Here is a 23,468-nt window from a genome sequence, read left to right on the forward strand (position 1 = left end):
GTTTGAGCGTGAGCAATCGCGAGCAAGCTCGCTCCTACAAGGTTTCCTGGTGGTAGCGAACGACGCGCTCCACTTCGTTTTTGGAGCCCAGAATCACCGGAATGCGCTGATGCAGCTGATCCGGCTGCACATCCATGATCCGTGCCCGGCCGGTCGAGCTTGCGCCGCCGGCCTGTTCGACGATGAATGACATCGGATTCGCTTCATACATCAGGCGCAATTTGCCGGCCTTGGCCAAGTCCTTGGTGTCCTTCGGGTACATGAACACGCCGCCGCGCACCAGGATGCGGTGTACTTCCGCCACCATCGAGGCCACCCAGCGCATATTGAAATTCTGCCCACGCGGGCCGGTGGTGCCGGCGAGGCATTCCTCAATATAGCGTTTGACCGGGGCTTCCCAGAAGCGGGAGTTGGAGGCGTTGATGGCGAATTCGCGCGTGTCGGCCGGAATCGTCATCCGGGCGTGGGTGAGGATGAACTCACCGGTTTCACGATCCAGCGTAAAGCCGTGCACGCCGTTGCCGGTGGTGAACACCAGCATGGTCGATGGGCCATACACCGCGTAGCCGGCACAGACTTGCGCCGTGCCCGGTTGCAGGAAGTCCGCTGCGCTGGGTTGCTTGCCGGCCGGGCTCTGCAGGATGGAGAAGATCGTGCCGACGGAAACGTTGACGTCCACATTCGACGAGCCATCCAGCGGGTCGAACACCAGCAGGTATTTGCCGTGCTGGCGGCTGGTCGGCATCGGGTAGATGTCTTCCATCTCCTCGGAAGCCATGGCGGCAATGTGCTCGTTCCACTCGGTTTGCTGGATCAGGATTTCATTGGAAATGATGTCCAGTTTTTTCTGTACCTCGCCTTGCACGTTATCGGTGCCGGCACTGCCGGATGAGCCGGTCAACGCGCCTCTGGCAACCGCATTGCCGATGACCTTGCAAGCCGTTGCCACATGGCCGAGGAGGGCGTGCAGATCGGTGACATCCTGATCTGCGGCTTTGGCAGATTGTTCTGCAATGAATTGCGCGAGGCTGATGCCCGTATTCATGTTTGTTTCCCTAAAAAGCGACGCCGTTGGGAGCCGCTAACAAAACCCTGCTGGCTGTGTTGCACTCACTTGCCGTACGTTGAGTAATGTCTGCGTTTCGCGCGCCTTGCCAGCAGGGTTTTGTTAGCGGCTCCAGATTGGAGATGTCTGGTGGGCGTGAGCTTGCTCGCGATGGTATTGCATGGTCTATCGGTGAAATCGCGAGGTCTGAACTTGCTCCCCTCTCCCATCCCGTGCAAGGCCCTTAGCCTTGCTCAGGGAAAGTGGGAGAGGGGCTGGGGGTGAGGGCGCATGTCAAGGACAATATTCTTTTCGCCACCCTCTCCCTAACCCTCTCCCACTAATAGCTGAACAAGGCTAAAGCCTTGCACGCGAGGGAGAGGGAATTGAAACAGCATCACGCCTCGCAAGCCGCCGCATAAATCTGCAGCAAGGTACTGATCTGCAACGAAGCACTCCCCACCAACGCACCATCGATATCCGGCATGGCGAACAAGGCGGCGGCGTTGTCGGCTTTCACACTGCCGCCATACAACAAAGGCATGACATCGGCGGCTGCGGCATCCATCGCGGCCAGACGGCTGCGGAGGAAGGCATGCACCTCTTGCGCCATTTCCGGCGTCGCGGCTTGACCGGTGCCGATGGCCCAGACCGGTTCATAGGCGATCACCGCCTTGCGCCAACCCTCGGTCGCGAGCAGGGCATTCAATTGATGTAGCAAGGCGGCTTCGGTCTGGCCGGTCTGGCGCTCCACCCAGCTTTCGCCGATGCAGACGATGGGCGTGAGGCCGGCATCGACACAGGCTTGTGCTTTGGCGGCGATCAATGCGTCGTGTTCGTGATGGTGCTGGCGGCGTTCCGAGTGGCCGACGATGGCGTAGCGGCAACCCAGCTCGTTCAACATGGCGGCCGACCATTCGCCGGTGCGTGCGCCATCGACCGTCTCAGCCACATTTTGGGCACTGAACTGCACTTGAGTGGATTGCGCCAGGCGGGCGACTTCGCCCAGGTAGGGCGCTGGCGGGCAGAGCACGATGCCGACTTCAGCTGTGGCGACACTTGCCAGCAGCGGGACGGCTTCCTGGCACATGGCCAGGCTGCCGTACATCTTCCAGTTGGCGACCACGAGTTTGCGTCGATGTACTGGCGCTGGATTGATGCCCTTTGTGTCTGCTTGCCAACGGGGTTGCACAGCGGCCGGGGCATGCCGGGAACCAGTAAAGAGATCCATCATTCACCTCTCTCCATCAAGCAACGCGCGCACGCTGTGCGTGTGCAACAGGCGTATCGCGGCCGGCGTGTTTTTCCAGCCAGTGTTCCAGCGCCACGACGTGTTCGGGCAGCAAATGCAGCTTGAGCTTGGAGCGCCGCCACAGGATGTCCTCGGCGGTACGCGCCCATTCCACCTTGATCAGATAGCGCACCTCGGCAGCGTAGAGGCCCGGGGCGATTTCTTCGCCCAGGTCGGCCACGGTGCGGGCCGGAGCGATCACGCGCTCAAGCCGGGTGCCATAGGCGCGGGCGTAGCGGGTCAATAGCGTTTCGGGCAGTAGCGGATAGCGTTTCTTGGTCGCGGCCAGGAAGGCATCAAAATCGGCGTTGGGCATGTCGCCACCGGGCAAAGGCACGCCAGCCGTCCAGGCAGATTTTTTCGCGCCGGGGTTTTTCGCACAAAGGGATGGCATCAATTGGTCGACGGCTTGCTCGGCCAGTTTGCGGTAGGTGGTGATCTTGCCGCCGAAGATGGACAGCAGCGCAGGCCCGTCGGTATTCAACTCCAGCGAATAGTCGCGGGTGACGCTGGCGGCGTTGTCGGCGGCATCATCCAGCAAGGGGCGCACGCCGGACATCGTCGCGACGATGTCTTGCGAGCCGATCTGGCGCTCGAAATAGCGGTTGCTCATCTCGCACAGATAAGCAATTTCAGACTCGTCGATGGCAACGGCAGCCGGATCGCCGTGATATTCGATATCGGTGGTGCCGATCAGCGTGAATTCGCCTTCATACGGAATGGCGAAAATGATGCGCTTGTCCGGGTTCTGGAAGATGTAGGCATAGGGGTGATCGAACAGCTTCTTCACAATGATGTGGCTGCCTTTGACCAAGCGCACCGCATGGCTGGCGTCGCCGCCGCCGATCACGTCACGCAGCATGCGATCCACCCACGGGCCGGCGGCATTCACCACGGCACGGGCGAACACGGTTTCCGGTGTGCCATCGGCATGGCGCAGCGATACGCGCCACGCATCTGCTTCGCGCACCGCGCCGACTACTGCCGTGCGGGTGAGGATGGTCGCGCCGCGCTCATGCGCATCCTGTGCATTGAGTACCACCAGTCGGGCGTCTTGCACCCAGCCATCCGAATAGGCAAAGCCACGCTTGAAGCCGCGTTTGAGTGGCACGCCAGACGGGTGCGAATCGAAACGGATCGTTTCCGCGCCCGGCAGTACCTCACGCTTTGCCAGATGGTCGTACAGGAACAGGCCGGCGCGGATCAGCCATTCCGGGCGTTGATCAGCCGCGTGCGGCATGACGAAGCGCAGCGGCCCCATGATGTGCGGTGCGGCGCGCAGCAAGACTTCACGTTCCTGCAGCGCTTTACGCACCAGGCCGAATTCGTAGTACTCGAGATAGCGCAGACCGCCGTGGATCAGCTTGGTGCTGGCCGACGAGGTATGCCGGGCGAGATCGTCTTGTTCGCACAGCAACACCGACAGACCACGCCCGGCGGCATCGCGTGCAATACCAGCGCCGTTGATGCCGCCGCCGATGATGAGCAAGTCATGAATCGTTTTGTTCAATGCAGTCGGAGTCAATTCAGTCTGCCTTCAGGGTTCTGATGTTCATTCGCCGCCCCTGAAGATTGGATCACCGCTAAAGGGGTCGGTTTCGTTTGTTGTATGGTTCGTATGAAAATAATTCTAATCGTCAATGCAAGATAAAACAACAAAATATGTTCATTTAATGTTGTTTTGTTGTTTGTTTTTGAAGTGGTTGATCGAAAATCGAAAATAAACCACAAAAAAAGCCCGGACATGGGTCCGGGCAAACACTCAGTGATGAGCAGAGGAAGAAAAATGTTCGAATGCGGATCAGTGCAGCGGGTTCAGATAAAATGCCGCCGCCAGCACTGCGCCCACCAGCGAGCCGATCACCGGCACCCAGGAATAGCCCCAGTCGCTGTCGCGCTTGCCGGGGATCGGCAGGATGGCATGCATGATGCGCGGGGCCAGATCGCGGGCCGGGCTCATCGCATAGCCGGTGGTGCCGCCCAGCGATACGCCGATGCCCAGCACCAGCAGACCGACCGGCAGCGCATCCATCGCGCCCAGAGAGACTTTCGGTGACACCATGTGCAACACGGCGAACACGAGCACGAAGGTGGCAATGACTTCGGAAGCCAGGTTGCCCGGCAGGCTGCGGATCGCCGGCCCGGTGCAGAACACGGCGAGCTTGGTATCCGGGCAATCGGTGTTCTCGAAGTGCTTGCGATACATGAACCACATCAGGAAAGCGCCGAACATGCCGCCCAGCATTTGTGCCGCCACATAGCCCGGCACGGAAGCCCACGGGAATTTGCCGGCTACCGCCAGTGCGATCGTCACCGCCGGGTTGATATGCGCGCCGCTATACGCCGCGACACAGAATACGGCGACGAATACCGCCATCGCCCAGCCGAAGGCGATCACGATCAGGCCGCTGTTCTGGCCCTTGGTTTTATTGAGGATGACGTTGGCGACAACACCATCGCCGAGCAGGACCAGCAATGCGGTGCCGAGGAATTCTGCGATCAGAGGATTCATTTGGAATGTCCTGAAAGGGGTTCCGAAAGGAACGGAATATAAGTGGGAGTTGCAGCCAAGCAACGACCAAGGTTTTGTTTCCTCGCCCATTTATGGGAGAGGGCTAGGGAGAGGGTGCTTGCAAAAGTCGATGCATTTGGCACCACCCTCACCCCCAACCCCTCTCCCATTTGTCGCTGAACAAGGCTAAAGCCTTGCACGCGAGGGCGAGGGGAGCCAATGCGTTGCGATCAACCCGCCGCCCAAGCCTTGGTCGCCGTAATCGCGCGTTGCCAGCCTTTTACGCGGCGGGCGATCTCGACTTCCGGCAGGTCGTGTGCAAAGCGTTGATCCAGCTGCCATTGCCCTTGCACGTCTTCCACATCATTCCAGTAGCCGACCGCCAAGCCGGCGAGATAGGCCGCACCCAGCGCAGTGGTTTCGGTGATTTTCGGGCGAACCACATTGATGCCGAGGATGTCGGCCTGGAACTGCATCAACAGGTTGTTCACCGTTGCGCCACCATCCACGCGCAGTTCCGGCACCTTGATACCGGAGTCGGCTTCCATGGCGGCAAGCACGTCCGTCGTTTGGTAAGCGATGCTTTCCAGTGCGGCGCGGGCGATGTGGGCGGAGGTGGTGCCGAGCGTGGCGCCGAACATCGAACCGCGCGCATCCTGATTCCAGTGCGGTGCGCCCAGGCCGGCGAAGGCGGGGACCAGATACAGACCGTCGCTATCGTTCACGCTGCGGGCGAGGGTTTCGACTTCGGCTGATGATCTAATGACGCCCATGCCATCGCGCAGCCATTTCACCACCGCGCCGCCAATGAAAATGCTGCCTTCCAGCGCGTATTGCACTTGGCCTTTGACTTGCCATGCCACGGTGCTGAGCAGGTTGTTGCGCGATGCGATCGGCTTGTCGCCGGTGTTCATCATCAGGAAGCAACCGGTGCCGTAGGTGTTCTTCACCATGCCGGGGCGGGTGCATTGCTGGCCGAACAGCGCTGCTTGCTGATCGCCGGCGATACCGGCAATGGCGATGCTGCCGCCGAACAGCGCGTCGGCCGTGTGGCCGTAGACTTCGCTGGACGAACGCACGCTCGGCAGCATGCTGCGTGGAATGGTCAGCAGGTTCAGCAGCTCGTCGTCCCACTCCAGCGTGTTGATGTTGAACAGCATGGTGCGCGAGGCGTTGGAGACATCGGTGACGTGGTCGCGGCCGTGGGTGAGGTTCCACACCAGCCAGCTATCCACCGTGCCGAAGGCCAGCTTGCCTTGCTCGGCACGTTGGCGCACACCGGGCACGTTATCCAGAATCCACTTGATCTTGCTGCCGGAGAAATAAGCATCGATCGGCAGACCGGTCTTTTCGCGGATCAGCTTTTCCAGGCCATCGGCTTTGAGCGAATCACAGAAGGAAGCGGTGCGGCGATCCTGCCAGACGATGGCGTTGTATACCGGGTGGCCGGTTTCGCGATCCCAGACGATAGTGGTTTCGCGCTGGTTGGTGATGCCGATTGCCGCGATATGGCCGCTTTCCAGTCCGGCGGATGCAACGGCCTCGGCGGCAACGCCTGCCTGGCTCCCCCAGATTTCCAGCGGATCGTGTTCGACCCAGCCGGCTTGCGGGTAGATCTGGGTGAATTCCTTCTGCGCGACCGAGACCATATTGCCGGCGCGATCGAACACGATGGCGCGTGAGCTGGTGGTCCCTTGATCCAAGGCCAGGATGTATTGCTTTTGCATCTATCGACTCTCCAGTTGAGGCGTCATGGGCAAGCCTTTGTGCCAAGGCCCTACCGATGACCCCGAAATGACCGTTCCCATGCACCGGTATTGTGCAACCGCTGCATCTTGCGTCCGGTATTTTGTGGCGCAAGCGGATGTTTGATTGATTTTCGGTTGTGGCGCATAAAGTTCGAAATGCAACACAAACGGAACATTATTCGAATATTTTGGAAAATAAAAGATGATTCGCGGCGAGCGCGCTGGCTGGCGATGCGCAATGTATGCGGGCCAGTCGGGGCTGTGTAGTGCTGGAAACCGCGACTACATTGATTTGTAGCTGCTAGCGGGGTTTGAGTCAGGCGGTGGAGGTAAGGGTTTTTCTCTATGAACATCGCACCAGTTTGTTGCGCTTTTCAGACAAGCGGAATGTTTTGGTGCGAGTTCGAGTGAATGTTGTTTGTGGCTTCGGGTGAAGAACGAACGTGGGATCGCAGGCGGAGTCCGCGCGATTACGCGGCGACGTACAGCTCGGTGCCGTTTTCCGCCAGCACGCTTTCCATCTCCGGCGGCACCGGGCGATCGGTAAAGAGGGCAGTCACTTGGGATAAATGCCCCAGCTGCACCATCGCCGGACGGCCGAACTTGGAATGGTCGGCAACGAGGAACACGCTGCGCGAATGCTCGATGATCGCCTCGGACGTGCGTACTTCACGCAAGTCGAAGTCCCGCAGCGTGCCGTCGGTTTCAATGCTGGAAATGCCGAGAATGGCGTAATCGACGCGGAATTTGCGAATGAACTCGATGGTCGCCTCGCCGATGATGCCGCGATCACGCGGGCGCATCACGCCACCCGCCACGATGACCTCGCAATCGGTGTAGCTGCACATCATGGCGGCGACATTGAGATTGTTGGTGATCACGCGCAAGCCCACGTGGCTATGCAGCGCCTTGGCGACTTCTTCGGTGGTCGTACCGAGGTTAATGAACAGCGAAGCGTGATTGGGGATGTGCTGTGCGACCAAGCGGGCGATGCGTTGCTTCTCAGTGCTGAACATCACCTGGCGCGTGTTGTAGGCGACGTTTTCCACACTCGAATGCGCGCTGGCCCCGCCATGCACCCGTTGCAACATGCGGGCATCGGCCAGTTGATTGATATCGCGCCGGATGGTCTGGTGCGTGACGTCGAAATGCGTCGCGAGTTTTTCGACGCTGACGTGACCGTCGCGCTGTACCCAGTCCAGAAGTTCTTGCTGACGCTGATTCAGGATCATGTTTGGCCGTGCCGTTATCGGGCGGGAGGACGAAATGCCACGAGTATAGCGGCAGCGGCGGCTGTGGCTGAACAGCCAGGCAACGCGAAACAGCAAATTGCGTTGATGTTACGGCGTGCCAAACCGCGTATTTTACTGATCGCTGTGGCGTCATCTAGACGTCACCATCGGCTTGCATGATCGCGCTTTTGTTATCAGGTTGTTGCTGCCATGTTTTCGCCTTCACCTCACGCTGTCACGCTCCTCTCTGCCAGTTTGCTGCTGGGTTTGGCTGGATGTGGTGGGGGAGGGGCGAGCAGCACGCCTGCCGCGACCGCGGCAACGCCAGTGCCCGCCGCGCCGTCATCGGCCCAGCTGGCGGCGCTCGGCAAACAAATCTTCAGCGATCCTTCCTTGTCCGGCTCCGGCAAGATGTCGTGCGCGACTTGTCACGATCCGAACAATGCCTATGCGCCATCGAACAATCTGGCGGTGCAGCCGGGTGGGGCAGCGCTCACTCTCTCCGGCACACGCACCGCGCCATCCTTGCGTTACCTGCAATTCGTGCCGGCGTTCAGCGAGCATTTCTTCCTCAACGCCAGTACCGATGCCGGCCCGACTGGTGGGCTGACCTGGGATGGCCGCGTCAACACGTTTGCCGATCAAGCCAAGCTGCCCTTCCTGTCTGCTAACGAGATGGCGAACGCGAGTCCGGCTGATTTCGCCACGCGTTTACAGAAGGCCAGCTACGCGCCGCAGTTGCTGCAGGTTTTCGGTGCCGGTGTATTCAAGGACGGGACGACTGCGCTGAATGCCGCCTCGCAGGCGCTGCATGCCTTCGAATCGACCGATGCTTCGTTCAATCCCTACACCAGCAAGTACGATCAATATCTGGCCGGCAAGGTGTCGTTATCCACGCAGGAGTTGCGCGGGCTGGCGCTCTTCAACGATCCGGCCAAAGGCAATTGCGCACAGTGCCATGTCAGCACGCCGGGTGCAGGTGGCTTGCCGCCGCAATTTACTGATCACGGCTTTGTGAATCTCGGCGTGCCACGTAATCCGGAGATTCCTGCCAATGCGGTGGCAAGCTATTTCGACTTGGGCTTATGTGGCCCAACTCGCACCGATCTGGCCAGCCACACTGAGTATTGCGGCCTGTTCATGACGCCATCGCTGCGCAATGTGGCGCTGCGCAAGTCATTCTTTCATAACGGGCGTTTCCACACGTTGCAGGACGTGATGCACTTTTATGTCGAACGCGATACCAAGCCGGAAAAATGGTATCCGGCCAATGCCGATGGTTCGATCAACCAGTTCGACGATCTGCCTGTGGCCTATCGCGGCAACGTCGATATGACGGATGCGCCGTTCGGACGTCAGCCGGGAGCGGCTCCTGCACTGAGCGAGACTGAGATTGCCGATGTGATTGTGTTCATGAATACGCTGACGGATGGGTATCAGCCGTAGCGTCTGCTTACGCGCTTGCCGATCGGCGGCAGGCGATCCGTGCTCATTGATGCATCCCTGGCACCGAACCCGCCCGTGGGCGCGGTGCGCCCCTGCTCGCCGCCAGGTTCCTTACTGCGCGTTCGCGAACCACACGCCCCATTCAATGATTAACGGCGCAGCCGGAATCAATTTCCGATGACTATTTCTTGTCGCTATTGAATATCTGCATGGATTTCCAATTCAATAAACCTTTCTCAATGATTTGTAAAAATTGAAAAAAATGGCATGGGTTTTTGGTATTTTGTCAGGGACGGCGTTTCCGCTTTGGCGTTAAATAATGCTCATGGAATAGCGATGAAGCTCGCAAACGATTTGCTTTTAAATGTAAATTGATTTGGATAAAGCAGTTGGCAGTTTTAAAAGAATTTTGTGAATTAACGATCAACGTGAATTGATAGGCGGAGGTTTCTATGAACGGCGATACTATTCTGGCCCTGAAGATCATGGCCTGTGACAGCGTGGCAACTGTGCTTGAGGACGTCAAGCCAAGTGATGCCATAACGGTGAAAGACAAAGCGGGCAATACTTCTGCACTGCTTTCCAAAGATGCAATTCCGTTTGGTCACAAGATTGCGACTTGCCAGATCAAGCAAGGCGAAGAAATTTTGAAATATGGCGAAAGCCTGGGCGTGGCGACACGAACCATCGAACCGGGTGAACACGTCCACACCCAGAATATTGACAGCCAATACGGATGCGGCGATGTGAATGAGGGCGCGAGCAAAGTCGCCCATACCCGCGCTTCCCGTTATTAATCATCAATAATCATGAGGGGTTTCCATCATGTCTAGCAACTACACCTGGTACGGCTATCGTCGTCAAAATGGTCAAATTGGTTCGCGCAATATCGTAGCTATTATTCCTGCTACCGTTTGTGTGAATGAAATTGCCCAGGCCATTGTTTATAACACCCAGATGTCTCGCGCTTTGCAACATCACTGCGGCTGTTGTCAATTGATGCCGGATCTGAAATTGGTGACCGATACCCTGGCCAATCTGGGCTGCCATCCCAATGTTGGCGCCGCGCTGGTGATCAGTCTGGGGTGCGAAGGTTCCAACGCCGATGAAATCGTTGCCCGCATCGCTGCTACTGGCCGCCCGGTTGAAAAGATCGTGATGCAAGAGCTGGGTGGCACCAGCGCCACGATCCATGCTGGTATTGATATCGTGCAGAAGATGGCCATTGCCATTTCCAGCCAGCAGCGCGTTGAAGCTGGCCTGGAAGATCTGATCATGGGGATCAAGTGCGGTTCTTCTGATACCACCTCCGGCTTGTCATCCAATATGGTGATTGGCCAGATGTCGGATCGCATTGTCGATGCCTGCGGTACCGTGCTCTTTGGTGAAACCACCGAATTCATGGGGGCAGAACACATTCTGGCCCGCCGTGCGCGTACTCCGGAAGTCGGCCGTCGCATTTATGAAATTGTCGATGTAATGGAAAAACGCGCAATGGCCGTTGGTGTCGATATGCGCAATGGTCAGCCTACCCCCGGCAATATCAAGGGCGGCCTGTCCACCATTGAAGAAAAATCGCTGGGCGCCATCAACAAATCGGGTTCGCGCATCATCGAGGGCGTGCTGGATTACCCTGATCTGGTTCCGGACAAGGGTTTGTGGATCAAAGATTCCCCGGGGTTCGAACCGGAAATCCTTACCGGCCTTGCCGCTGGTGGCGCACAAGGCATCGTGTTCTCGACCGGGCGTGGTGCTCCGCAAGGCTTCCCGATCGTGCCGGTGCTGAAGATTTGCGGTAACCCACGCACTTATTCGAATTTGTCGCACGATATGGATGTGGATGCTGGTCAGATCATTCTGGGTAACAAATCGATCGAGCAAGTGACCGATGAGACCATGACCATCTTCATGCGGGTTCTCTCTGGCGAGCTGACCAAATCGGAAGCGATCAATTACAACCGTACGATGGATATCCACACCCACGGTCCGAAGATCTAACCCCGGATGGGCTTTGTGTCTTGGACACAAAGCCCATTTTTTTAGATCGTCATTCGTAGCAGGTAATTCGAATCAGTGATGACGATGGTCAATACAAGTTGAAAGACCGCCTGGGTTTTCTGGCAGGCCTTTCATTTCAAATGGAGGTTTCCCCATGAGAATCATGAAAACCATGCAAAAGGTGCCGGGCGGCATGATGGTCGTCCCACTGCTTATTGCCGCGTGCCTGAATACGTTTTGGCCTGGCTTGTTGCGTATTGGCGGCTTCACTGAACAATTGTTTGTCAAGGCCGCAGCACCGCTCATTGCGCTGTATTTGTTGAGCGCTTGCGCCGGTATCAGCGTGCGCCAGGTTGGCCTGCCATTGAAAAAAGGCATGGTGCTGTTTTTAGCCAAGATTGGCTCTGGCGTTGCATTCGGTTTGGCCTTCGCGCATTTCTTCGGCGCAGCTGGTTTCTGGGGATTGACCCCGCTCGCCGTGATTCCGGCTTTGACGGCTGTGAACGGCGGGCTCTATGGCGGCCTGGCCGGCGAAGTCGGTGATCGGAGCGATATGGGCGCGATGGCGCTGGTGCTGTTGGGCGATAGCCCGTTCTTTACCTTGGCCGCGCTCGGTGCATCCGGCATGGTGACGGTGTCCTATACCGCCTTGATTGCGGTGATCTTGCCAATGTTCGTCGGCTTCGTGCTCGGCAATCTGGATGAGGACTGGAAAAAGCTGTTGACCAGTGCACAAGCGTTCCTGGTGCCATTCTTCGCCTGGGCCTTGGGCGCAAATATGAATCTGAAGCAATTGGTGGAGGCTGGCCCACAAGGGATTCTGTTGGGCGTGATGGTGTTGGCTATTTCCGGTGGGCTTGGCTATCTGGGTTATCGCCTGTTTTTCCGTAGCGCTTCACCTGCCGTCGGCATTGCCGTTGGCAGTACGGCTGGTCTTTCCGTCGCGTTTCCTGCCGCAGTCGCGCAGATCGATCCGAGCGTGGCGGCGCTGGTGCCGGCCGCAAGTGCACAGATTTCGTCGGCTGTGATCTTTACCGTGATCTTTTGCCCGCTGGCGGTATCGTTAGTCCACAAGATGCATGCCAAATCGCTGGCCAAGGCGGCGGTGCAAGCGAATGCCGAATCGCCAGAAGCGGATACGGCGTATCCACCCAAGGTGGCCGTGAGTGCCGCTCGATAAGCGATCAGCATGAATGTGAGGCAGAGTAGGAATACAAAAGGCCGGCAGCGATGCCGGCCTTTTGCTGCGTGGTGTCCCGCATACCATGCATTACATGATCAGTGCTGAGTCAAATCCAGCGCATTGGTCAGGTCACCTACGTTGGTGCGGGTCTGCGCCCCGGCCAGTGGCTGCAAACCGAAGCGGCGGGTGATGAGTTTGAGGATCGAGGTGGTGTCGTACTGTGCGCTATCGACATAGCCCTTCTTGGCGTACGGCGAAATCACGATCATCGGTACGCGGTTGCCTGGGCCCCAGCGGTCGCCCTTGGGCGGCGCGACGTGATCCCAGAAGCCACCGTTCTCGTCGAAGGTCAACACGATCACCATGTTTTTCCATTGCGGGCTGGCTTGCAGTTGCTGCACGATGCCGGCCAGGTAGGCGTCCGAGCTCTTCATGTCGGTGTAGTTCGGATGTTCGTTCACCTCGCCCTTGGGTTTGAAGAACGCAACCGGCGGCAGCTTGCCAGCCTTGGCATCGGCCAGCATGTCGGTTTCATCGGCAAAGTGGGCGGCGCGCTCGGCTTGGCCGGTGGTGGTGGTCGGGTCGAAGCGCTTGTAATAGTTGAACGGCTGATGGTGTGGCTCGAAGTCCGGCTGGCCGGGGTTTTCCGCCCAGTTCACGTTGCGCGGTTTGCTCGGGTCTTGCGCGGCATCTTGCAGTGCCAGCGTGTAGTTGCCCGCATACCACTTCCAGTTCACGTTCTTGGCGGTGAGCGTATCGCCGATGGTGGTGTTGCTTTGCGGCGGCAGCGGGTTGCCGGCCGGGTCGGTCAGCATCGGATTGCTGCCGGTCACCCACGGGGTGTAGGTCGGCTGGTAGGGCGGTTCGATGGTGTTGATGGCAAAGCCATCCGGTGTGACTTTGCCGTCATGCGTGAACACTGGCGCGCCCTTGGTGGCGCTGGTCGGCGAGCTTGGGTCGATGGCCAGATTGCCGTTCTTGTCGAGCACGGCAACAAGCTTGGTCGGCGCATTGGCGAAGGTCGGCGCACAGGCGCACACCAGCCATTGATGGTTCAGGAACGAGCCGCCGAACGTGCCCATGAAGTAGTTGTCCGCCAGTGCGTATTGCTTGGCGAGTGACCATAGCTGCAGGGCAGAGGTGTCGTAATAGCCCATCGAATAGCCGCCGACATCCGACCACGCCGCGAACTGGTTATTTTTGCCGCCATTGATCTGCATCTGGTTCTGATAGAAGCGGTGCACCAGATCGGTGGTGACGGTGGTCAGCGGCACGTTGTTGTTCAGCTGATAGGGCTTGTTCGGCAGGCTGGTCAGGAAGTTCCAGCTGGCGTCATTCGGGGCCGCGTCCCAGTTCGGGATCATGCTGGGCAACACGGTCGAGCCATCGCGATCCAGCTGTGGATTGGTGGCGTTGGCAACGCCGTTGGCGCCGGGGAACAGGCCGAACATATTGTCGAAGCTGTGGTTCTCGGCGTAGATCACCACGATGTTCTGCACTGGATCGAGCCCGGTGGTGGCGGAACGTAACAGCTGGCGTACGTCGTCGCCGTTCTTTTGCGCGGCGAGCGCGTTCTGGATGCGCACGAGGCCGTCGTTGGAGGCTTGCTTGAGCGTGGCTTTGACGGTGGCGTCGGCTTCGGTGTTGAAGTCTTCCAACAGCTGCGCTTGGGTCACGCCGAGGTTGCCGGCGACTTTCTTGGCCGCATCGGCAAAGGCCAGGTTGTTCTGTTCCATCTCTTCCACCACGGCGGTGGAATGCAGGCTGATCACGCCGGGCGCGGCTTGCGGCGCACGCAGCACGATCTTGCTGGTAACGGCGGTGGTGGTATTGGTGGCCGGATCAAGGCGCATGGCATCGGTGCCGATCTCGGCCACCACTGCGGCAGCCGGCCCGGTCAGGGTGTATTTGCCGTTGGCATCAGTGCGGGTGCTCGGTTCGTTGGCATCGCAAACGCCGTTGCCGTTCAGATCCAGACACACCTTGGCATTCTGGAAATAACTGCCGACCACCGTGCCGGATACCGTGGTGTTGGCGCTGGTGCTGTCGTCGCTGCCGCCGCAACCCGTCAGGATGCCCGCTGCGCCGATCAAGGAGAGTGCCGGCCAAAGTACCGACCGCTTCAGTTTGAACCTGGGGTTCGTTTTCATGTGTGCCTCGCGAAGAATTCCGCATGTCGGCGCACCTGCCGGAATGGTCAGGCTGCCCTCCCATCTTGCGCATGCGGGATAAGACTGGGTCTCGGCGGCGGATGGTAAGGACGAGGGGTGAAAGGCTGATGAAGGTGGTCTAGACAAGTGGGGGAATTTGTTGATGGATGACCTTGGGGGAATGATTGGTAAAGGGCGCTGGGAGCTACTGATTACTCAACCACCGCTGGAATCTCGCTTTCAAACAGCAATTCCAGCCGATTGCCAACAAAACGGGCGATGCCGTATTGCACCGGTACGCCAGCGGCATCGACGTTCACCGACTGCACATGTAGCACGGCCTGATTGCGGGGCAGGTTCATGCGGCGGGCGAGGTCGGCATCGGGAATGCGCGCTGCCACGCGGGTGAGTCGGCGCGAAAAATCGGCGACGCCGAAATGTGCCAGCGAGCGGGTGACGGATTTGGTCTGGCGATACACATCCGGAAAACCAATAAAGCGCTCGGCCGGAAAATAGATGGTGCTCAAATCCAGCGTGCAGCCATCCACGGTGCTCAATACGTCCAGTTCGTACACCGGCTGCCCGGCTGGCAGATCAAGATAGCCGGCGATTTCAGCATCGGCCGCGATCAGGGCCGAGCTGAGGATGTCGATCTGGCAGGCGACATTGCGCGATTGCATGTTTTTGCCGAATTGCGTCAGGCGCGAGACCGGGTAGGTAATCGCCTGCTCGGCCACAAACATGCCGTGACCGCGTTTGATCACGATGACGCCTTTGTCGGCCAGCGATTTCATGGCTTTGCGTAGCGTGTGGCGGTTCACGCCGTATTGCTCGGCCAGCTCGGTTTCGGCCGGTAGGCGTTCACCCGCCGCGTGTTTGCCGACAGCGATTTCGTCGTACAAACGCAACTCCACCTTGCGCCACAGCGTGAGCTGCGTGTCTTGTTCCATCACTTTCATCGTCCTTCTGACCACGTCCCGCGTGCTGACCATGTCGGGAAAATGGACGAATTATCGCGAACGCGGCATGGGGAAAGATGACATTTTCATAACAGGCGATGGCCGTAGCGGCAGGCGCGGTACAGCGCGATGGAAAACGTCTAGCATGCGGCATCTTTCTGGCTGGAGGCCTGCCGATGTCCCTGTGGTTGAACAACGCCCGACTGGTGCTACCTGATGCCGTGGTGCTTGGCGGCATTCGGGTGAGTGATGGATTGATTGCGGCTATCGAAACCGGCTCGCCGGCAAATACATCCGGTGGCGGCGATGCGATCGATTGCGGTGGCGACTATCTGCTGCCGGGGCTGATCGAGCTGCATTCGGACAATCTGGAAAAACACCTGATGCCACGCGCAGGCGTGTTGTGGCCGGCCATTCCGTCACTGATCGCGCACGATGCGCAATTGGCAGCGGCCGGCATCACCACCGTGCTGGATGCGATGGCGGTTGGCGATCTGGAAGGAGATGACAGCCGTACCGCAACGCTGGGCCCGGTGTGCGAGGTGCTGCTTGATCCCTCGCTCAATGGATTGCTGCGCTGCGAACACTTGCTCCATTTGCGCTGTGAACTGGCCTATCCCGCCTTGTTATCCACGCTGATGCCGTTGCTGGGCCATCCGCTGCTGCGTCTGTTGTCGTTGATGGATCACACCCCGGGGCAACGCCAATACCGCGATCTGGCGCAATACCGTCTCTATTACAGTCGCAACCAACGCTACTGGAGCGACGAGGACTTTGATGCGCTGGTGACGGAACGCCGCCAACAGCAAGCCGCTTTGGTGCCTGGCCATCGCCAGGCGATTGTCGAGCAGGCGAGGGCACGTGGCATTCCCTTGGCCAGTCATGATGATTCGACGTTGGAGGAGGTCGCTGAATCTGCCCGTTGTGCGGTGACGCTGGCAGAGTTCCCGACGACGTTGCTGGCCGCTCGATCTGCCCGCGGTGCAGGGCAACGGGTGATGGCTGGTGCGCCTAATCTGGTGCGGGGCAAATCGCATTCCGGCAATGTGGGCGCTCATACGTTGGCCGAGGCCGGGCTGATCGATATCTTGTCGTCCGACTATGTGCCGGCGGCGCTGTTGCAAGGGGTCTTCTTGTTGGCAGGGATTGCCGGCTGGAGTTTGCCGCATGCCGTTGCCACCGCCACGCTGCAACCGGCGCAAGCGCTTGGTCTGCGCGATCGCGGCATGCTTGCAGCTGGCCGACGTGCTGATCTGGTCCGTGTGCGGGTGGTTGGTTCCGATCCGGTTGTGGTGACGACCTATCGGGCTGGTCAGCCGGTCTTTTGATCAGCCACGGGGTTGGATCAATTCCCGCAGTGATCGCCTGCGCTACACGCCGCAGTAAACCACCCTCACTACCATCTGCACCGCACGATGTGCCACGGCATGCCGTGCATCGTTCAAACGGGAAGATCAACCAGATGGAGGGTGTGATGAGCGTGGTGACAAACAAGTTGTTGAATCAAAAGCTGGCGGGTGCCTGGAAATATGCGGTGGGTGGCTTGGCCGGCATGGCGTTGTTCGCCGTTGCGGGTGTGGCCTGTGCCGCCAGCAGCGGCAATCTGATCGTGAATGGCGACGGTGAATCCGGCCTGTGCACCACCGACTGGAAAACCGTGACCACGGTGCCGGGCTGGCAGGTGTTGTTGGGCAACCCGACGCAGGTTTGCCATTCGATCGCCAGCTTCACCAAGCCTTCGTCCCCTGCGGCGGGGAAGGCATTTATCGCCGATGGCCCCTATGGCGATTCGGCCCTGATGCAGACGATCAGCGTTACTTCGGCCAGTAGCGCCATCGATACCGGCACGGTGACGTTCTCGCTATCCGGCTGGTTGGGCGGCTACGGTATCTATAGCGGCCAGGCGGTGGTGACGGCGACCTTCCTCGACGCGGCAGGCAACGTGCTGGGTACGCCGGGCAGATTGTCCGGCGGGACGGCCAGTGCGCGGGGCAATGCCAATGCCTTCATCGCCAAGGCCGATTCGGGCGCAGTGCCGGCTGGTACGCGTTCCATCGCCGTGCAATTGCAGTTCATCAATACCAGCGGTTCGTACAACGTGGGCTACGCCGATAACTTGTCGCTGACCTTGTCGACACCAGTTGCTACGCCGTCGTTGGCTGCGCCAGCATCGTCCGTGCCGCAATTCGATCATGTGTTTTTCGTGATGATGGAGAACACCGATTATTCGCAGGTCATCGGCAACACCGGCAACGCGCCGTTTATCAATTCACTGGTCAATGGCGGCACACTGCTGACTAACTACAGCGGTGTTTATCATCCGAGTGATGAGAACTATCTGGCGGTTGCGGGGGGCGATGTCTTTGTGAGTGGGGCGATTTACTTCCCCAATATCAAGGTCAATGCGAAACACATCGGTGATGAAATCGAAGCCGCCGGCAAGAGCTGGAAAGCCTACGAACAAGGCATGGGCACGCCCTGTAACACCAACAAGAATTTCGATAGCTATTACGCGCCGGATGATGCGCCGTTCATCAACTTCACCAATATCTCCGGCAACCCCACCCGGTGTGCGGCGCATCTGGTCGATACCACGCAGCTCGGCACCGATCTGCAATCAGCAGCGACCACGCCGAATTTCTCGTGGATTGCCGCCGATGATTATTACGACGGTGAAGCATCCGGCAACGGTTCTGCCACCAGCGTGCAAGTGCAGGATGGTTGGCTCAAACAAACGCTGCAACCGGTGTTTGCGTCGCCTGCGTGGAACAATCAGCGCTCGTTGCTGATCCTGACGTGGGATGAATCATCTGCCAGCGCCACCAATCATGTCGGGGCCATCGTTTATGCCTCGCCGGGTCTGGCTGGCAGCGGCACGGTCAGCAATGTGAGTTACAACCACTACAGCGCCGGCCGGACGATTGAAGCTGCTTTGGGTTTGGCGCCGTTGACCGCGAACGATACCTACGCGCAGCCGATCAACGATCCGTTCACCCAGCGCACGCCGCCCACGTCGCCATCGCTGACAGCGGCAATGCCGAACGTGTTGCAGGGCGAAAACATCGTGTTCAACTACATGAGCACAGCCGGTATGACGAGCGCCAGCAACTGGGTTGGCATCTACAAGCAGGGCAGCACGCCAGGGTCGGTGTCGTCCCTACAATGGCAGTACGTGCCGAACGCGGGTGGGGTGGTGTCATTCAGCACCGCCAACCTGTCGCCGGGTACTTACACCGCTTGGTATTGCTACAACGATGGCTATACCACGCTGGCAGGTCCGGTGACATTCGTGGTCAGCAATTAAGCTGCGAAAAGCATGGGCATGAAAAAACCGGGAAGCTTCGCAGCTTCCCGGTTTTCTTTTGGGGGGTATTGGCTTGCGCCTTATTCCATCCGGTAGTTCGGCGCTTCCTTGGTGATCTGCACATCATGCACATGCGATTCACGGATGCCGGCCGAGGTGATCTCGACGAACTCGGCCTTGGCATGCACTTCGTCGATGCTGGCGCAACCAAGATAGCCCATGGAAGAACGGATGCCGCCCACCAGTTGATGCACGATGGCGGTCAGCTGGCCCTTGTACGGCACGCGGCCTTCGATGCCTTCCGGCACCAGTTTTTCGGCATTGGCGGTGTTTTCTTCCTGGAAGTAGCGGTCGGAAGAACCTTGTTGCATCGCACCGAGTGAACCCATGCCGCGATAGCTCTTGTACGAGCGACCTTGGTACAGCTCGACTTCGCCCGGGGCTTCTTCGGTGCCGGCGAACAAGCCGCCCAGCATTACGCAATGCGCGCCGGCCGCGAGTGCTTTGGCGATGTCGCCAGAGAAGCGGATACCACCGTCGGCAATCAGCGGCACACCGGTGCCAGCCAGTGCGTCGGCCACATTGGAAACAGCGGAAATCTGCGGCACGCCCACACCGGCAACGATGCGCGTGGTGCAGATCGAGCCGGGGCCGATACCAACCTTGACGGCATCCGCACCGGCTTCGACCAGCGCGAGAGCGGCGGCGGCGGTGGCGATGTTGCCGCCAATCACTTGTACGTTCGGGAAGTTCTTCTTCACCCAGCTCACGCGGTTCAATACGCCTTGGCTGTGACCGTGGGCAGTATCGACCACGATCACGTCCACGCCGGCTTCGGCCAGCAAGGTCACGCGTTCTTCGGTGCCTTCGCCCGTGCCGACGGCTGCGCCGACGAGCAAGCGGCCCAGGTCGTCCTTGGCTGCGTTCGGGTGTTCGCTGGTCTTGATGATGTCTTTGACGGTGATCAGGCCCTTGAGGCGGAAACCGTTGTCGACGACGAGCACGCGTTCGAGACGGTGTTCGTGCATCAGCCGACGGGCTTCATCGATGCTGGTGCCTTCCTTGACGGTCACGAGCCGTTCTTTCGGCGTCATGATCGAGGAGACGGGGACATCGAGGCGGGATTCAAAACGGATGTCGCGGTTGGTGACGATGCCGACGACCTGGCCGTTGGCGTCTACCACTGGCAGACCGGAAATCTTGTGTTGCCGTGTCAGTGCCAGTACATCGCGTACCAGCAGATCCGGGCGGATGGTGATCGGGTCTTTGACGATGCCGGATTCGTAGCGCTTGACCTTGGAGACTTCGAGCGCCTGCAATTGAGCGCTCATGTTCTTGTGCACGATGCCGATGCCACCTTCTTGTGCCATCGCAATGGCAAGGCGGGCTTCAGTCACCGTATCCATGGCAGCGGATGCCAACGGCAGGTTGATGCGGATATTGCGCGTCAGTTGCGTAGCAAGCGAAACATCGCGCGGGAGGATATTGGAATGAGCGGGAACGAGCAGGACGTCGTCAAAGGTCAGGGCTTTCTGAACGATACGCATGGGGCGCAATCCTTGGGCGGCAAAAATCGATTATACCGAATGACGGCGGCCTAAGCTACGGGCTGCTTCGCTTGCATGGCTCGGCCAGTGGCGGCCAATTGCAGTAGTTAATTCGAAAGAGACAAAGGGTGTGCAACAAAGGGCCTCTGGCTAGGCGCTCGGTCGCAGACAGTACTTCATGTACGGCCAGACCGAGCAACAACGCCAGAGGCCCTTTGTTGCGCACCCTTATGTTGCGGTGCGTGATTGCGGAGACTTGTAAGCCCAGCTAGCTTCATAGAAAGCAAAACAAAAAACGCCCTGGAGCGGAGGAAATGAAGCAAGCCATCTACAAGCCGGGCAAAACGACCGGGCTGATCTTGTCGGGCGGGGGCGCGCGCGCGGCTTACCAAGTGGGGGTGCTGTTGGCGATTGCCCGCATCCTGCCAAGGAGATGCCCGAATCCCTTCCCGATCATCTGCGGCACGTCGGCCGGCGCAATCAATGCCACGGCGTTGGCCTGCGGTGCACATCATTTCAAGAAGAGTGTCTTCAAGCTGGTGCACGCGTGGGAAACGCTGACGCCGGATCGCGTCTACCGTGCGGGGTTGCCGCAATTGGCTGCACGGGCGGCGCACTGGGTCATCTCATTGCTGGTCGGCGGGATGGGGCGGCATAACCCACGCAGCTTTCTGGATAACGCACCATTGCGTTCATTGCTGGATGAGCTGGTCGAGCTACCCAACATCCAGGCGAATGTGGATGCAGGTTGTCTGGATGCGCTGTCCATTACGGCATCCGGTTATACCTCGGGCGAGTCGGTCAGTTTCTTTCAGGGCAAGGCATCGTTCGATGGCTGGCGGCGTGCCAAGCGGATCGGCACGCCAACGCTGATCGATCTGGATCATCTGATGGCCTCCAGCGCGATTCCCTTGGTGTTCCCGGCGGTTCATATCAACCGTGAGTTCTTTGGCGATGGTTCGGTGCGGCAAATTGCGCCAATCAGCCCGGCCATCCACCTTGGCGCGCGCAAGTTGCTGGTAGTCGGGGTGGCGCCGGCCGAGGAAGAGGGCGCATTGCGACAGAAAACCGATGCCTATCCGACCTTGGCGCAGGTGGCTGGTCATCTGATGAACAGCGTCTTTCTGGATGCGCTGGAAACCGATCTGGAACGACTCAAGCGCATCAATCGCACCCTGTCGACATTGCCGATCGATCAAGCCAGTCAGCTTGAATTGCAACCCATCGAGGTGCTGACCATTGCCCCCTCGCAACCGTTGGAGCGGTTGTCGATTCCGCATAAATCGACTTTCCCGTGGGGGCTGCGCTTTTTGCTGGGCGGGCTGGGCGCGTTCCGGCGGCAGGGTTCGGTGGTGGCAAGCTACCTGCTGTTCCACGGAGAATACACGCGAGCACTGATCCAGCTTGGCTATAAGGACGCTATGGCCAAACGCCCGGCGCTGGAAGCATTCTTGGGATTAGTGCCGGGACAACGAACAGACCCGGGTTAGGCCAACGGAACTCGGACTGCTACAATCTCCCCGATTGAAAAAAACAATCGATGGAGCGTATTCATGTTGTCTTTCTTGCTGCGTTGGCGTGTCTTTTTCTTCTGCTTGTTTCTCGCATGTGCCGGCATGATCGGCTTTGCGATGTATCACCAAATCTATAACTGGGTCATGCCGTGCCTGTTATGCGTTTATCAGCGCATCGGCGTGATCGCGATCGGTTTGCTGGCCTTGATTGCCGCTATCTGGAAGCCCGGTAGCCGCGCTGGCGTCGGCATCATCGGCACGTTGATCGGCATTGCAGCCTTGTATACAGCGGGCATGGCGGCGTGGAATCTGCGTCTGCAATATGGCCCACCTGATCCTTCGGTCGCTTGCGCATCGAGCCTGCCATTTCCCATTGATCTGAACGCGTGGCCAGCATGGGTCGGCATGCTGATCCGCCCGGTTGGCGATTGCAGCCAGATCAATTTCTCCTTGTTTGGCGTGTCCGTGCCGGTCTGGATGCTATTGGCTGCGCTTGCCATCGCTGGATTCACCGCATGGGCCTGCGTGCGGTACTGCCGTGAAATTGCTAGGAGGCCCGCATGACACTGACCGAATTCCGCTACATCGTCGCTGTGGCGCGCGAACGGCATTTTGGCCGCGCTGCGGCGAGCTGCTTTGTTTCCCAGCCCACCCTCTCGGTCGCCGTAAAAAAACTGGAGGACGAACTGGGCGTGACCTTGTTCGAGCGCTCGGCCGGTGATGTGACATTGACCGCGAGTGGCGAACGCATCGTCGAGCAAGCCCAGCGCGTGCTGGAAGAGGTGCAGGTGGTCAAGCAGCTGGCGGAGCAGGGTAAAGACCCGCTCGCCGGCCCGCTGCGGCTCGGCATCATTTATACGATCAGCCCCTATCTGCTGCCGTGCCTGATTCCGGCGCTGCGCGAAAAAGCACCGCAGATGCAATTGCTGCTGGAGGAGAACTACACCAGTCGATTGGCGGAAATGCTCAAGCAGGGCGAGATCGATATCGCCATCGTTGCCGAGCCGTTTTTCGAATCCGGCGTCAGCACGCAGCCGCTCTACGACGAGCCTTTCGTCGTTGCCACCCCCAAGGGGCATCCGTGGGAAAAGCTCAAACGCATCGACTCCGAGAAGTTGTCGGAAGAAAACGTATTGCTGCTCTCGCCTGGTAACTGCTTCCGTGATCACGTATTGCAGACCTGCCCAGACCTCAATCGCGAAAGCCTGCCGGCCGGTAGCTTGCAGCGCACCTTGCAAGGTTCATCGCTGACGACGATTCGTCACATGGTCGCCGGTGGTATCGGTGTGACCGTGTTGCCGGCGACATCGGTGACAGCTGCTGATGAGGCCCTGTTGACGATTCGCCCCTTTGTTGAGCCCGCACCGACGCGCCGGGTCATCATGGCGTGGCGCAAGAATTTCCCGCGCATGGCTGCGGTGGAGGCGTTGCGGCAAGCCGTGCTTGCATCCGGTTTGCCATCGGTGAGTTGGGTGCAAGAAGCAGCTGCAGTCGCATGACTCACTTATCAGAAATATCAGAAACCCCATTGAATACAGG

Annotated in this window: 18 protein-coding genes; 9 read left to right on the plus strand and 9 right to left on the minus strand. The window is 59.0% G+C overall.

The annotated features are described in order from the left end of the window. Positions 1-34: 34 nt before the first annotated feature. The 6 genes from BR41_RS01530 to BR41_RS01555 form a co-directional block, all read right to left on the minus strand. Positions 35-1,045 (minus strand): class 1 fructose-bisphosphatase, encoded by a 1,011-nt coding sequence (locus BR41_RS01530; protein WP_035051919.1) that lies wholly within the window; start codon positions 1,043-1,045, stop codon positions 35-37. A 397-nt stretch (positions 1,046-1,442) separates the two neighbouring features. Continuing rightward, positions 1,443-2,279: a triose-phosphate isomerase gene (gene tpiA, locus BR41_RS01535; RefSeq protein WP_211251626.1), complete on the minus strand. Its 837-nt coding sequence runs from the start codon at positions 2,277-2,279 to the stop codon at positions 1,443-1,445. Positions 2,280-2,292: 13 nt separating this feature from the next. Continuing rightward, a complete protein-coding gene (glpD, locus tag BR41_RS01540) occupies positions 2,293-3,861 on the minus strand; it encodes a glycerol-3-phosphate dehydrogenase (protein WP_308417270.1) in 1,569 nt (522 codons plus the stop codon). Between the two features lie 276 nt (positions 3,862-4,137). Continuing rightward, positions 4,138-4,848 (minus strand): MIP/aquaporin family protein, encoded by a 711-nt coding sequence (locus tag BR41_RS01545; protein ID WP_035051924.1) that lies wholly within the window; start codon positions 4,846-4,848, stop codon positions 4,138-4,140. Between the two features lie 230 nt (positions 4,849-5,078). Next, on the minus strand, positions 5,079-6,575 hold the full coding sequence (glpK, locus tag BR41_RS01550) for a glycerol kinase GlpK (RefSeq protein WP_035051926.1): 1,497 nt from the start codon (positions 6,573-6,575) through the stop codon (positions 5,079-5,081). A 491-nt stretch (positions 6,576-7,066) separates the two neighbouring features. Continuing rightward, positions 7,067-7,828, minus strand: coding sequence for a DeoR/GlpR family DNA-binding transcription regulator (locus BR41_RS01555; protein ID WP_156970500.1), 762 nt, complete (start codon positions 7,826-7,828; stop codon positions 7,067-7,069). Between the two features lie 210 nt (positions 7,829-8,038). On the opposite strand from BR41_RS01555, the gene BR41_RS01560 reads away from it, so the two are divergent. The 4 genes from BR41_RS01560 (at position 8,039) to BR41_RS01575 (ending at position 12,452) form a co-directional block, all read left to right on the plus strand. Then, the gene (locus BR41_RS01560; RefSeq protein WP_035051928.1) at positions 8,039-9,274 is read left to right on the plus strand and encodes a cytochrome-c peroxidase; all 1,236 of its coding nucleotides are present in this window, start codon (positions 8,039-8,041) and stop codon (positions 9,272-9,274) included. Between the two features lie 452 nt (positions 9,275-9,726). Beyond that, positions 9,727-10,071 (plus strand): UxaA family hydrolase, encoded by a 345-nt coding sequence (locus tag BR41_RS01565; protein WP_035051930.1) that lies wholly within the window; start codon positions 9,727-9,729, stop codon positions 10,069-10,071. Between the two features lie 28 nt (positions 10,072-10,099). Beyond that, the gene (locus BR41_RS01570; RefSeq protein WP_035051932.1) at positions 10,100-11,272 is read left to right on the plus strand and encodes a UxaA family hydrolase; all 1,173 of its coding nucleotides are present in this window, start codon (positions 10,100-10,102) and stop codon (positions 11,270-11,272) included. A gap of 154 nt (positions 11,273-11,426) precedes the next feature. Beyond that, positions 11,427-12,452 carry a 2-keto-3-deoxygluconate permease gene (locus BR41_RS01575; protein WP_084186759.1) on the plus strand — a complete coding sequence of 342 codons (1,026 nt, stop codon included), beginning with the start codon at positions 11,427-11,429 and terminating at the stop codon, positions 12,450-12,452. Between the two features lie 98 nt (positions 12,453-12,550). Here BR41_RS01575 and acpA read toward each other — a convergent pair whose 3' ends face one another. Together acpA and phnF are read right to left on the minus strand one after the other, a co-directional pair. Then, complete coding sequence (gene acpA / locus BR41_RS01580; RefSeq protein ID WP_051709761.1) at positions 12,551-14,605, minus strand: acid phosphatase; 2,055 nt, start codon at positions 14,603-14,605, stop codon at positions 12,551-12,553. A 212-nt stretch (positions 14,606-14,817) separates the two neighbouring features. Continuing rightward, positions 14,818-15,555 carry a phosphonate metabolism transcriptional regulator PhnF gene (phnF, locus tag BR41_RS01585; RefSeq protein ID WP_245615787.1) on the minus strand — a complete coding sequence of 246 codons (738 nt, stop codon included), beginning with the start codon at positions 15,553-15,555 and terminating at the stop codon, positions 14,818-14,820. 185 nt (positions 15,556-15,740) lie between these two features. Between phnF and BR41_RS01590 the strand changes: the two genes are divergently transcribed. Both BR41_RS01590 and BR41_RS01595 read left to right on the plus strand, forming a co-directional pair. Next, positions 15,741-16,892 (plus strand): alpha-D-ribose 1-methylphosphonate 5-triphosphate diphosphatase, encoded by a 1,152-nt coding sequence (locus tag BR41_RS01590; RefSeq protein ID WP_035051936.1) that lies wholly within the window; start codon positions 15,741-15,743, stop codon positions 16,890-16,892. Positions 16,893-17,038: 146 nt separating this feature from the next. Beyond that, positions 17,039-18,868: an alkaline phosphatase family protein gene (locus BR41_RS01595; RefSeq protein ID WP_051709767.1), complete on the plus strand. Its 1,830-nt coding sequence runs from the start codon at positions 17,039-17,041 to the stop codon at positions 18,866-18,868. Between the two features lie 80 nt (positions 18,869-18,948). Here BR41_RS01595 and guaB read toward each other — a convergent pair whose 3' ends face one another. After that, positions 18,949-20,415, minus strand: a complete 1,467-nt coding sequence (gene guaB, locus BR41_RS01600; RefSeq protein WP_035051938.1) for an IMP dehydrogenase — start codon at positions 20,413-20,415, stop codon at positions 18,949-18,951. 314 nt (positions 20,416-20,729) lie between these two features. Between guaB and BR41_RS01605 the strand changes: the two genes are divergently transcribed. The 3 genes from BR41_RS01605 (at position 20,730) to BR41_RS01615 (ending at position 23,428) form a co-directional block, all read left to right on the plus strand. Next, positions 20,730-21,905, plus strand: coding sequence for a patatin-like phospholipase family protein (locus BR41_RS01605; protein WP_035051940.1), 1,176 nt, complete (start codon positions 20,730-20,732; stop codon positions 21,903-21,905). Between the two features lie 63 nt (positions 21,906-21,968). Next, the gene (locus BR41_RS01610) at positions 21,969-22,493 is read left to right on the plus strand and encodes a disulfide bond formation protein B (protein WP_035051942.1); all 525 of its coding nucleotides are present in this window, start codon (positions 21,969-21,971) and stop codon (positions 22,491-22,493) included. Further along, the gene (locus BR41_RS01615; protein ID WP_035051944.1) at positions 22,490-23,428 is read left to right on the plus strand and encodes a LysR substrate-binding domain-containing protein; all 939 of its coding nucleotides are present in this window, start codon (positions 22,490-22,492) and stop codon (positions 23,426-23,428) included. The genes BR41_RS01610 and BR41_RS01615 overlap by 4 nt, the downstream gene beginning before the upstream one ends. The last annotated feature ends 40 nt before the right edge of the window (positions 23,429-23,468 follow it).

Origin of the sequence: Andreprevotia chitinilytica DSM 18519, from assembly GCF_000711875.1 — a bacterium.
Classification (GTDB): domain Bacteria; phylum Pseudomonadota; class Gammaproteobacteria; order Burkholderiales; family Chitinibacteraceae; genus Andreprevotia; species Andreprevotia chitinilytica.